Genomic DNA, 13,006 nt, shown 5'->3' on the forward strand with positions numbered 1-13,006 from the left:
CGCCGAACTGACCGACGCCGCCACCCGAGGCGACCGCACCGGCGTCCTGAACCTGCTCGCGACCATGGACGACCCGGCCAGACGGGCGCGCGCCGCCCGCTGAACGCGGCCCAGAAGGCCCTGACTCCGGGCGCTCCGCCGGAGGTGCACGCCGCCGCCACGCTCGCCGCACTCGGCTGCCGCGTCACCTCCGCGGAGGTGACGAAGGCGCTGATCGCCCTATGGCGGCGGCAGCGCAATTCGTCCGACTGGGCTGGCCCGCAACTGGACGCTTTCGCCGGCCGGGACTCCGGCTGGCTCGCCGACGCCGGGCGGCGTGTCGCCGCCGCGGTGCCGGTGCGACGGCCGGTCGATTGGGCGTTCAGCGGTCACACGAACGGGGAGCTCTACCGCCTGGCCCGGGGTCTGCTGTGGATGGCGGGCGCCGTACCGGAGACCGACGACGGCTTCGTCCTCGAATGGGCGCTGACCAAGTGGCGGCGGAAACCGGAACGCACCCTGACCGACATCACGCACCCCCGCCGGACCACGGCCGAGGAGTCGGTCGCGAAGGCGTTCCGTGCCGACCCGTACACCGCTGAGTTCCTGCCCCGGGTCTTCGACATCACCGGATTCGGTACGTTCCTGAGCCACCCGTGGCATTGGCGGGCCGAACTGATCGCCCTGTCCGAGACCGGCGAACTACCCCGCGCGCCGCTGATCGACCGCTGCGTCGACGGGCTGCTGCGTGGCGGCCGGGTGATCGAGACGCGCGGCTTCCAGAAGCTGCTGGACGAGGTGGAGCCGACCGAGGACGAGCTGGCCGAACGCGCCCACGACTGGGCCGGTCTGGCCGGGCACGCCGAAGCACCGTCCGCCGGCCGGGCCGTCGAGTCACTGCGCCGTACGCCCGGGGACTCCGCCGACCTGCTCCCGGCGGTCGCCATCGCGTTCGGCTACGACGACACCACCGTGCAGGAACAGGCCTGGAAGCTCACCGCCCGGCACCTCGGCACCGCCGGTGAAACCGTACGCACGCAGCTGATCGAAGCTCTTCCGCGGTTGGCACCAGACCTGCGCGAACGAGCCGCCGCTGCGCTCGGCGCACAGCCCACAGCGACCGACTCGGAACCGCCGCCCGTCGTGGTGTCGTCACCACGGCCTACCGCCGCCGCACCCGGCAGCGCCAGCGAGGCGGTCCAGGAGATCGCCGCCCTGCTCGCCGTGCGCAGGCCGACGGCACTGGACCGGGAACGGGCGGTCGACGGCCTGATCCGCGCCGCCTACCGGGACCGGGCAGCACTGGCCGAACACCTGGCCCCCGTGGTCCACCGGCAGGGCTGGATCCCCGGCGGCCTCAACGAACTACTCAGAGCCGTCCTGGGCGAGGTCACCGTCGAAGACATCCCGGCCGACCCGGGAGACATGTCCGGCCGCGCCGACCACAAACGCTGCATCCCCTGCCTGTACGACTATCTCCTGCAGGCCCGCTGGCACGAGGCCGCCCGCCGGTTGCTGACCGAACCGGTGCCGTTCCTGCTGGCCACACCCGGCTGGAGCACAGGCGCGCTGGACGCCGCGGTGCTTGTCGAACGCCTCACCGAGTACACCCGGCTGGGCCTGCGCGCCGACCACACCGACCTCGACCAGGCACTCCTGCGGACCTGGCTGCCCGAGCCCCCGGAACGCGACCGGCTCGCCACCGCGGCGGCCGGCCCGGGCACCCCCGACGGCACCCGGCTCGCCCACTGGTTGAACACCGGCGGCGTCCACGCCGGCCATCACCCCGGTGCCCGAACCGCGTTACCAGTCGGGCGGGACGGATTCACCGTGGCCTTCCGGCACCTGGACCAGAAACTGGACGCCACCTGGCACTTCTCCACCGGCTTCCGGCCCGCCGTACTGCCCGAGTTGGTGGCACTGGTCCCGGTGTTCCGCGAATATCTCGCCGACCAGCTGACCAACCCCTACGGCTACCCCGTCTTCCTCAACGAATACCTCGCCGATCTCCCACTGCTGGTCGAGGCGGACGGCCCCGCGGGTCCCCGCCTGAACATGGTCTTCGCCAGCGCCATCGCCGGAACCGACCGGGCCGACCGACCGGCCGTGGTCGACGCGCTGTTGCAGGCGTCCGCCCGAGGCGACCTGGACGAACAGTGGTGCGGCGAACAACTCGGCCGCTGGACCACCCAGCGAGACGACATGATGGACGTCGCCCCCGTCCTGACCGAGGCCGCGCGCGCCGGGGCGTACCGCCTGGTGTGGGCCGCCTGCACGCGATGCTCCCCGCCGTGCTGGCCCTGCCGACCCGCCCCCGCAAACTCAGCGGCCTCCTGCTGCTGGCCGCCGACTGCGCCGCCCACATCGGCGCCACCGGCGAAATCCCCGGCCTGAACGACCTGGCCGACACCCCAGCCACCTCACAGGCGGCCAAACAGGCCCGCCGACTACGCCAGACTCTGGCCTCGCCCTGGTAGTCAGCTCAGGGCTGGTGCTGGGCCCACTTCGTGCACTCCGCGTCGTACTTCGGCCCGCGTTTCCCGTCATTGGCGGAGACCCTGTCGGCGAGCCAGCGACGTTGACCGTCGCTGGTCTGGACGTAGTGCATCTCGTACGACTCGAGGTTCGCCCGATCTCTACGGACCTGAGATTTTTCGCTGGTATTGCGCCAGTAGCCGATATCGGTGCAGAAGGTCACCGTGACCTGGTCCGGCCCGTTCGTCTCGACGCCCACGGTCTTGACCCAGATGGGCCCGATCCGCGGATCGTTGGTGTCCGTGGCGTTGATGAACGGTTCCAGGGTCGCTTGGTAGGACCTCTCGGTGAACAGGAACCGTCCGATCGGGATCACCGAGGGCCAATCGGTCGATGCATCCAACCATTTGAGGAAAGCGAGACTCCGCCGGGCGGCGAGTATCTCGTCGGTGTCCTGCACCTGGGACAGGTCCCAGCTGATCGGCAGATCCCTGGTTCCGTCCATCGGCAGGATCCGGTATACCTCGTCAAAGGTCATCGAGGTCGGCGCGCTTGATGCCGACGCGCCCGGGTTCACCGGCTCATCGGTATCGGTACAGCCTGCCGTGGCCAGGACCACCATCGCGGCGACCAGCGCCGCAGCGCACAGTTTCACTTGGATTCGCCTCTCTCCGGCCGGCCCAAGACATCCTTGGCCCATTCATAGCCGTTCTGGTAGCCATCCCCTGCCTGAGTCGCCGAATGACCGACCGTATCCCGGCCGTCCGCATCCTTGTAGAACTGCCAATCCCTTCGTTCGAATTCGGTCCACTCTGCTACCGGCTTCAGGTGCCCATCCTGATTGAGACCAGGCGGCAGGCCTTCGAGTCGGCCGCTCTCGTAGAGCGCCATCTCGGCGAGCTTGGCCGAGCCGTCGCGACCGGAGCCCAGCAGGTCACCGAGGTCGTAGGCAACCCTGCCCTGCCCCTCAGTCTTCGCCGATTCCTGGATCTCATCCAGCACACCGCCGACGAACTCGTTGGCCAGGTCACCGACGCCGGGCACCGGAATCCTCTCGGTCACCTTGCCGACCACCTGGTCGGCAAGGAAACTGGCGGCCTTGTACCGCTCCTCGATGACACTGTTGTGCGCCGAGTCCTGCTGCTCGCTGTCCGTGTGCAGCTGTTCCCCGGCCCCGAAATCGACGGCACCCATCACGCTGCCGTAGGTGTGTGACACGACATCGATCGATCGCAGGGCTTTGTCGTCGATGCCGGCCGCCGGGTTCTGCCCGCCGGAGAGGATCTCGTGGTAGTTGCCGGTGGCGTAAGCGGCCTCGGCAAACGCGATCGTCTGGCGCGCGCCCTCGTCCTTGCCGAGGTCGGCCAGAAAGCGGGTGAGATGGGTCCGGTCCACCTCCACGGCCGCGTCGGTGTCGAAACGCGTCCCGTCGACCATGTTCTGGTTGATGTCGGAGATGTACGACGACACGATGTTCGCCATCGAACCGCGGATCTCCGGCGGTACCAGGTTGGACTCCGCGAACCCGACGGTCTTGCCGTCCCTCGGGTTCGCGCCATTGGCTGCGCCCAGGGCCTGCTCGTCGACGTTGGACTCGTAGACGATCGACTCGACGAGCCGCCGCGCGTCCGGCCCGGGGGTATCGGTCGTGGCCTGTTCCAATGCGAGACCGAACTTCTCGAGAGCCCCGTTCTTGTAGTCCCCGCCGTGCTCCAGTACCTCGGCCGTCCAGCCGGGCCCGCCGGGAAGGTCAGCGGTCGGTTCCCAGTTCCGGTCGGTGAGCAGGTAGTCCAGCCGGGGGAGCCGACCGCCGCCGGGACCGTCGCTGGAGTAGTCGGTGACACCGGTGAGCAGGTCCCGGCCGGCCTCGCCGTTGCGAGACAGTGCGTCCATCAGGCCGTTCATCGGGTCGTACCCGGCGGGCGTCTTGTTGTCGTCGTGACCTTGGGTCCAGTCAAGGCGCACGTTCTCCCCACGCGCCTCGCCCCACAGGTCGCTGCCCTTGCCCTGCTCGATCTCGAAGTCGACGATGTCTCCGCCGATGGTCGACAGGAACCCAGAGTCGAAGCCACCACTGTGCAGCAGCGGCCCGAGCAGCTGGTAACCGTAGACATCCTCCACGTACCGCATCGGGCTGGACGGATCGCCGATGTCCATTCGGCTACGCCCGGCGGCCATCAGATCGGTGACCCACTGACTGGATAACTCGTACTCACCGGGCACATAGGTCTCACCCCGCAGACCGGTCATGGTCCCGCCCTCGGTGGTCGCGGTGCTCAGCATCACCCCGAGACCGTTCTGCAGATCCCGTACGACCTCGGCCATGTCCCGGTTGAACAGCACGTCGTCGGCATCTCTGCCCGGCCGGTCAAGCTGATAAGTAGCCAACGTGCCACTGAGCTCCAGCAGCCCCATCGGCCCGAGAGCATCAAGAAGATCAAAGGCGAAAACTTTGTCCTTGCCGTACGTCTGGACAAGGTCCCGCAACTCATCAAGCTCCGCAGCGGTCGGCTGGTAGGCCGGGTCCTTGAGCTTGCGCGCCAGCTCCTCAGCCCGCGAGATCGCACCGGCCGGGCTGGCCCCGAACCCGACCCGCGGATCAGGCACATTGTCGTTGATGACACCGGCCGTGGCGTCGTCCTGCGCCCGCGCGTACTCCACCACCGAACGCAGATCGTTGAGCAGTAACCCGGTCTCTCGCCCGGTCCGATCCAGGTTGCCACCCATGTACGCGGACGCAGGCGCGGTGATGGTGACGGCCGCCGTGTCCACGGTGTATCCGGCCTGCCGAGCGGCCGCGACGATGCTTTCGGCCTGCTGCCGCAGAGCGCTCATGGCGTACGCGTGCTGATCCATCGCCTCGTGAATGCGCCGAGCCGGGTTGTAGCTGTTACTCACTTCGACACGCAACGCGTCGGCTTCCCGGGCCGCGGCCGCCGAGCCCACACCACTCGGCCAGGCGAAGGCGAAGTCCCGGGTCCCCCGAATCAACTGGTCCGTGGCGTCATCGATGCCCCGCGCGAGCCGCTGCCACCGGTCCGCAGCCGCATGCCAGACGGTGACGTCGAACGACAACAGAAGCGGAAGCGTCATCCCACTCATCAGAACACCGACAATCCACTGCGCCGCAGTTCGTCCGCCCCGGCCCGGTCAGCGCTCTGATAACTGTCAGCAGCGGCCACCATCTTCCGACCGAGCCGATCCGCCCGAACAGTCAGCCGTTCCCACTCCGCCGACCAGGCCTTCTCCGCCGCCACAGCCGCCAAGCCGGCCACAGACCCAGGCGGAGCAGCAGGCACAAGACCAGCCCCCGTCGCGGCAACCGCCTCCCGCAACGTCACAGCGGCCCCGGCCACATCCGAGCCCATGACACGCAGGGCCACCACGTCAACCCCCAGCTGTCCTGGTTGCATCGATACCCTCCCCGTCATGCGCCCGTCCCGCGCCTCTACCGGAACGTACGCCGCCATCAATGTTTCGGTTCGCCCCTCCAGCCCACACTTAAAATCCACTACCCGACACACCAGCCCCAGCATCGGTCGCGGCACCACGAAGCGAACGCGGGCGGCGAGAACACAGTGGCCGAGTCGGTGATCCACGACCTGGCAGCTCCGGCGGCCGGTCGTCGAAGAACCCCATCGCGCTTACCAGGCCTCCAACACGCAGCCGCTCGGCGAGTTGTCGAACAGTTCAAGGCCGACGGCCCTCACCTGGAGATTGCCTCAAGCCCGGACGGTTCCTCGTGCTCCCACCCGGCTGGGTCCACAACCCCCACACCCTCGGCCAGGCCGGGGACAGCGTCCACCTGACCTCGGTAGTCCGGGAACGCACCCGCTACTGGATCGGGGAGCAGTCGCTGACCGCTCCAGAATGACGGCCTGGACGCAACCAGAACGCCCTCCTATACTGACCACGTCATGTCCGGACAGTATAGGAGGCGACATGGTCCCCCGGACCACGACGGGCAGCACGGAACAAGCGAAGGCCATCCGCGACCGCCGACTCGCGCTCAACCTGAGCATCGAGGAAGCTGCGGCCAAGGCGGGAATCGGCGCAAAATCGTGGAGCCGCTACGAGTCCGGCGGCGCCATCCGTCACGACAAGGCTCGCGGAGTATGCCGGGCACTGGGGTGGAGCAAGCTCCCCGAAGCCGAGCCGGATCAGGGCGCCCCCGGTGACGACTGGCTTCGCAAGATCGACCGTAACCACGAGGCATGGTCTGAGGCGCTCTGCTCACTCGGCGGGAGAACATGCGCGATCGCGTTCGCAGTGGGTAGCGACCTCCTCCATGACCACCTCGTCGACGATCTCCAAGCTCTCGCCAGCGAGCCCCGAGGAACACACCTCGGGCAACTCGCGGCGGCCTGGCTGGACGGTGATCTACCCCCGCAATTTCTACCTCGCTATGACTATGAGTTCGTCTACGGACTCAAAGCAGCGGTCATCAGGCTCCGCCGACGATTCAGGGGCGGGGACCTCGTCGCCCACACAGTCCTGGAGGAGTTAGCCCTCTACCTGATCTTCGAGCAGGTAGAGCTCTTGGCAGACATGGATCCCGACCTTTTCGAGGAGGATCGGGACGGAACCGAGTGGCTGGCCGAGATTCTCGGCGACCTGGACATCGAGTTTCTGCTGTTCAATTCCGGATTGGCACTGACGCCCGCCGTCTCGTACCACTTCGACCACTGGAACGAGATGCAGTTCCACACCGGCAAAGACGTGGAGGCAGCGGAGCCGTCGCGACACGAACCGTGACAGCCACGCTCCGCGCCACCACCGTGACGTGGGGTCTGGGGGCGCCCCCAGACCGGCAAAGGTGGGCCGGACGTTGCACCATGCGAACCACACCACGGCCATCCCCGGCAACCCATTGCCGGGACGTTTGACCAGTTCAAGGGGTATTCGTCCGGCCCGTTAGCCTGATTTACACCTTCCTCAGTCGCCTCGGACGGCTGTACTACCAGGCCGGCGGGACAGCGCTGGCCGCATGGTGGGCTTCGCTGGATGGTTCGTTCGTGGCTGCTGGGCTCAGGCGTACATTCCGTGAGTCTTGGCGGGCCCATCTGGCTGCTACGCTCACGCTCACTCGAGATCGTTGGGGGCGGTGCGTGTCCAACTTGGGCGGATATCAACTTATGACGACCTTCGCCAAGAAGCTCGGCGGACCGAGGAACCTTGGCCTTGCCGTCGCCCTCGTAGGTGCTGTCGTTTTGAGGGTCAGCGAGGCTGGCGTGAAGGCCGCCGTCAGGAAGGGCAAGTCCGTAAAGGAGATGTTCGACGCGCGCGCTGAAGCGGCGACCACATCGCAGGTCTACCGCATCGCCGAGGACGCAGATGCAGGCGGGGGCCTGACCCTCCGAGGCGGTGACGAGTTCCGTGTACTCGCCCGCGCTGGCGACGCGATCCTCATCGAGGTCATCGGTAATGCAAACAATCCCTGGCACGTGTCGGGCAACCTTCTCACCTCCATTTCGGACTTCACGCTCAATGACACGCAGGATTGATCCCGCGGCAAGAAGCCCTCGCGCCTGATGATGGCAAAATTTCCCGCAGAACTACGCGCACGGACCCGACGAATGTTTCCGCAGTTCTGACCCGCTCGATGGCGCCACCGGCGAAGTGCAGGCGACTCGGAGTCTTTCGTGCGGTTCCAGGCTGGGTTGCAGGGCTCGACCTTGCGGCGGTGAGCACGGTGTTCACGCTGGGTTGTTCGGGCCCCACAGTTCCATCGATTCCTGGCCCCGGCCGCCGCGATTCCAGACCGCATGGCCCCACACAGGAGTCGATGGCCGAAGGCGTCATCGCGGCCTCACCGGGTGGCGCAACTCGGGGCCGAAGTGCTGCCGCGCCGGTCTTCGACCGGCTTGCCACCGAATCGCCCCCAAGGCGTCGCTGGTGGGAGCGCAGCGCCTGGGGCAGGGCTGTCTGGCTGCGGACTCGTCGAGGCTCGGCCGGCTGAGATGCGGCTGTTCCATCCCGCGGGACCGATGGGGCCAACTGGAGCTGGAACTCCCATCGACCCATGGACACCCGTCGCAGTCGGTGGGGCCAGGACTTTCCAGAACAGTGGGGCCAGCAACACCCAGAGAAAACAGCACGGCAAGCCTGCCTCCGACTAGGTCGGCCATGCCCCTGCCAAGCCCCGGGTTTGATGGAGAGTCCATGGACACCGGGGAAGAGCAATATCTCCATCAAACCCGGGGCGTAACAAAGTGTCGTACCCGGGTGCGAGCATGTCGGCATGCCGTACCGATACGAGGATCTGGGCGACGAGGAGTTCCAGCGACTCATCCAGGCGTTACTCACCCACGCCTTCGGTCCGGACGTCCACGCCATGCCGCTGGGCCAGGCCGACGGCGGTCGGGATGCTGTTCACGGAACCGTCGTCTACCAGGTGAAGTTCACCAAGAACCAGGACCAGAGGGACCCGGTCACGTGGCTACTCCGGGTCATCGACGGGGAAGCTACCAAGATCCAGAATCTCGCCGCCCGAGGGGTGCAGCGGTATTGCCTCGTGACGAACGTTGCCGGCACAGGGAGTTTGGACTCGGGATCGATCGACCGGCTCGACGCGGCCCTGGCTGCCCGCTCCGAAGCCTGGGGCGTAAAAATTACACGCTGGTGGCGCGATGAGATTGACAATCAGATGCGATGCGCGCCGGACAGCATCATCTGTTCCTTCCTGAACGTGCTGCCCCCGGGCCAGTTGCTTGCCCGCGAGGCTCGGCTGGCCGGCACCATCCCCGGGTGGGACGCCCACCTTGTGGCTGATTCCGCTGTTGCTGACCGTGGCGGACTTTTGTCCCCGTCAGGCCGCGTGCGGCATTCCGTTATAACTCCCACAACGGTTCTGGCGTCTCTGGACCCGCCGTTCGGGCGACTGCCCGCGACTGTGCACGGCCGATCCACCGAGGTGGACCGGGTGCTCGGCATGGCTAACCGGCGGGTGCAGGTGCTGGCTGGCATGGGTGGAGTCGGCAAGACGACGATCGCTCTGCGAGCGGGCGCCATCGCACGCGATCGTGGGGATCAGGTGTTCTGGATCAATGCGACGTCGGCGGCGACCATGATCGAGGGCTTACAGGCGGTGGCCGTGCTTATCGGCGCGCCTGACGCGATCGTGGCGGAGGCGTGGGCAAGGGGCGGCCGACCGGCGGCGGAACTGCTCTGGCGATATCTTGCAGCTTGGGAACGCTCGTGGCTGTTGGTCTTCGACAACGCGGACGATCTCGACATATTGGGATGTCCCGGGGCAGCGCTGGGCGATGGCACAGGTTGGGTGCGGCCGCCCATCGGCAACGGCGTCGCGGTGGTGGTCACCACCCGGGACCGATCCCGGACGCCTTGGGGCGCCGCCGCTGATGTCACTGTTATCGCCACGCTCGACGATGCGGCGGCGACCGGCGTTCTTCTCGGTCTCGCACCAGGCGCGGGTGGGCCCGAGGAAGCGGGGTTGCTCGCCGCGCGTCTCGGGAACCTGCCGCTGGCGTTGCAGCTCGCAGGCTCCTACCTAGCCGCCGCCGCGGAGGATCCGCTGGCAGCCTCGCGCACCTTCAACGAATACGGGAGTCTTCTGGCGGAAGCACCGCTACGGATTGACGCGATGGCCGCGGAAGTGATCGGGGATCTTCGCGACGAAGACGACCGGACGCGCGACAGCGTGGCCCGCACGTGGGAGTTGTCCATCCGGCTCCTTGAGGCGCGGCGGAGCGGTCCGGTACGTGAGGCATTGCGGCTACTGGCATGGTTCGCTCCCAACGTGCCGCTTCCCAAGGCGTTCGTTGACCCCGAACGGCTCACGGGCACGCCAGTCTGGCCGGCACGGACCGAACCGGCGGACATCCGGCACGCGTTCGCCGCGCTGAGCCGCTTCGGTCTGCTCGATGTCGTGCAAATCGACGGTGGCCCGGCCTATCAAATGCATCCTCTGGTCGCTGAGGTGACCATCGCTTCAGTCAAGGACCCCGATGTGCACTGTGGCGCTGCTGGTACCGCCTATGCCGTCCTCGTGACGGAGACACCTGCGGCCGGCCGAGATCCAAAGCACTGGCAGGCCTTTGCTCCGATCGCCGAACATTGGCCAGCCATGCTGCGACGACTGCCGCCGGTCCTGCCTTCCGAGAACGTGGAACTGGTGCTGGCTTTCGCCTGCACTGCGATCAACTACTTGAGGGCGACGGCTCGGTTCAGCCAGGCTATGGAGTTATCGGCAGAGGCGCTCCGGCAGTGCGACGCGAAAACTGTGCCCTCCCTGGCCCGGCTCGGGATCCGATATCAGGGTGCACTGGTCCACCGCGATGTCGGGGACCTCGCCCAGGCGGAAACCGAGTTCCGGGACATCACCCGGATAGCGGATCTCAGTGAGGAGAAGGACAGTGACGTACTAAAGATCTCTGCGCAGTTCGAACTGGCGGCCGTTCTGCAAAGACAGGGGCGTTACGCAGAAGCGGAGCAAGAATTCACCCAGGTCCTCGATGAGGAGATCGTCAGGTACGGGGCGACAGCGCACGCCACTCTCCTGACCAGGCACGATCGGGCGGCTTCCTTACGTGCCCTGGGACGGATCGGAGAAGCCACGCGGGAGATCACCTTCGTCACGGCCGCACTCGGTCAGGTTCTCGGGCCTGACCATCCGGACACCCTGGTTGCCCGGCATGAACTGGCAGTCGCGTTGCGAGACGACAACCAGTACGTCAAAGCCGAAGCGGAGTTCCGTGAGGTACTCGCCCTCGAACGTCGCGTCTTGGGGGATCGGCATCCATCCGTACTGCAGACTCGCGGGAACATTGCGCTGACCCTGATGCTGCAGAGTCGGCTCGACGAGGCGGAGAGCGAGTACCGAGCCGTGCTCGATAGCCTTATCGAGATCCTGGGTCCCGAGCATGAGATCTCCCTGGTTACCAGGCACAACCTCACCGACGTTCATATGCTCCTGGGCAAGATCAGCAGTTTGCGGGCCGAAGAGACGTTCCGCGACATCCTTACCGGCCTGCTCGGCCAACTGGCACCCGATCACAACGCCGTGCTCGCCGTCCGCGCCGCTCTGGCGAAAACGTTGCTGGTACAGGGTAAGACCGCAGAAGCAGCCACCGAGTACGGGACGATCATCGAATACCAGGTTAAGCGTCTCGGCCCGGCGCACCCCGTGACCCTCGCGTCCCGCTCCCAGCGCGCTGCGGTGAATATGCACCTGCACGGCGGCGCATCCGTGGTCCACGAGTTGTCCGAAATTATCGATCGACAACTCGAGATCCACCCCGACGGCCATGACAACATCCTGCTCAGCCGAAAAGTTCTGGCGGATGCACTTCTCCAGGCGGGACGGGTGGACGAGGCCGAGATTCAGTTGAGGATCGTCGAACGAGCCTGGGCAAAAGCGCCAGAAGCGCAGAACGACCTGCGTATACCCACGTTACGCCAGGACCTGGCCGTAGCCCTCCGCGAACAGGGGCGACCCGAGGCGGCCGCCGCGCACCTCCAGGGCATCCTCGACTCGGTCGCGAGCAAACTGGATGACGCGCATCCGCTCGTCGTCGCCGCCCGGCAGAACCTCGCAATCTGCTTGAAAGATTCAGGTGACCCAGCAGGAGCTATCGAGCAGTACCACGCCGTACTGGCTGTAGAGGAGAGGCGCCATGGCCGGGACAGCCACGCAGCGTTGACCGTCCGGCACAATCTCGCCGTAGCCCTCCGGGATGCCGGACAGGTGGAAGAGGCCGAAACCGAACTGCGTCAGCTCATCCGGGGCCAGCGCAAAGTACTCGGTGCTGAGCATCCGACTACCCTCATCTCGCGCCAGAGCCTGGCCAAGACGCTGGCGGAGCAAGGGCGGTGGACGGAGGCGGAACGCGATTACAGGGCCGTTTTGGCCGTACAACGTCGGCGCCTCGGCGTCCTGCAGCCCGCCACGTTGACCACCTGGGGCAATCTGGCCTTCGGCTTGGCGGCGTTTGGCGATTCGCGTGCCACCGCCGAATATGAGGCGGCCCTCGACGCACACGAGACGGCGTTCGGGAGGGATCATCCGATGACGCTTACATGCCGTAACAATCTCGCTCTTACCCTGGCCAGAACTGGGGACCTGGCCGCTGCTGCCGCGCACCTACGAGCCCTTCACCAGTTGAACTGCGACCGATACGGCCCAATCCACAGCGAGACGCTGCTTGGCCGATGCAACCTGCTTTTCACGCTGGCCATGCAGGGCAGGTCGGCAGCAGCCCGGACCGGTCTCGCCGCGCTGCTGCCCATGGTGCGCGAGAAGTACGGCTGTGGCAGCAGGGCCGAGGCCTACCTGGTTCGCGGCTACAATCACCTCCTGCGACAACTCGGCCAGGCAACCATCGAACAACCCGATGGCGACCAGCTCGACGACGTCCTGGCCCGCCCGCACTCGATCGAGCACCCCTGGCTGACCGCCGCCCGGGACGCCGGTTGATCGAGCCCGAGCCAATCAGCCCAAAGTCGTTGCGGACGATCCTGCCGGGCCGCCGCGTTTGAAATGCTGGGTCGAGCGGCAAGGGCTTCGAGACGGCAAGGCAACGTCGTTGCCTCC

General features: G+C 66.7%; 7 protein-coding genes. 5 read left to right on the plus strand and 2 right to left on the minus strand.

The annotated features are described in order from the left end of the window. Window positions 1–144: 144 nt before the first annotated feature. Entirely contained in the window at window positions 145–2,373 is a 2,229-nt protein-coding gene (locus BLU81_RS26605) for a DUF6493 family protein (protein ID WP_092547186.1), read from the plus strand. An 88-nt stretch (window positions 2,374–2,461) separates the two neighbouring features. On the opposite strand, the gene BLU81_RS26610 is transcribed toward BLU81_RS26605, so the two are convergent. Continuing rightward, window positions 2,462–3,076 carry a hypothetical protein gene (locus BLU81_RS26610; protein WP_231953521.1) on the minus strand — a complete coding sequence of 205 codons (615 nt, stop codon included), beginning with the start codon at window positions 3,074–3,076 and terminating at the stop codon, window positions 2,462–2,464. 29 nt (window positions 3,077–3,105) lie between these two features. Beyond that, entirely contained in the window at window positions 3,106–5,547 is a 2,442-nt protein-coding gene (locus BLU81_RS26615; RefSeq protein ID WP_231953522.1) for a hypothetical protein, read from the minus strand. 649 nt (window positions 5,548–6,196) lie between these two features. On the opposite strand from BLU81_RS26615, the gene BLU81_RS51635 reads away from it, so the two are divergent. The 4 genes from BLU81_RS51635 to BLU81_RS26635 all read left to right on the plus strand — a co-directional run bounded on the left by BLU81_RS51635 (window position 6,197) and on the right by BLU81_RS26635 (window position 12,889). After that, the gene (locus BLU81_RS51635) at window positions 6,197–6,328 is read left to right on the plus strand and encodes a hypothetical protein (protein ID WP_269460906.1); all 132 of its coding nucleotides are present in this window, start codon (window positions 6,197–6,199) and stop codon (window positions 6,326–6,328) included. A 68-nt stretch (window positions 6,329–6,396) separates the two neighbouring features. Beyond that, complete coding sequence (locus BLU81_RS26625; RefSeq protein WP_092547188.1) at window positions 6,397–7,209, plus strand: helix-turn-helix domain-containing protein; 813 nt, start codon at window positions 6,397–6,399, stop codon at window positions 7,207–7,209. Between the two features lie 380 nt (window positions 7,210–7,589). After that, window positions 7,590–7,958 (plus strand): hypothetical protein, encoded by a 369-nt coding sequence (locus tag BLU81_RS26630; protein ID WP_157751798.1) that lies wholly within the window; start codon window positions 7,590–7,592, stop codon window positions 7,956–7,958. 737 nt (window positions 7,959–8,695) lie between these two features. Then, window positions 8,696–12,889: a tetratricopeptide repeat protein gene (locus BLU81_RS26635; protein WP_092547190.1), complete on the plus strand. Its 4,194-nt coding sequence runs from the start codon at window positions 8,696–8,698 to the stop codon at window positions 12,887–12,889. Window positions 12,890–13,006: the final 117 nt, after the last annotated feature.

Source organism: Actinoplanes derwentensis (assembly GCF_900104725.1).
In the GTDB taxonomy this organism is placed as follows: Bacteria; Actinomycetota; Actinomycetes; order Mycobacteriales; family Micromonosporaceae; genus Actinoplanes; species Actinoplanes derwentensis.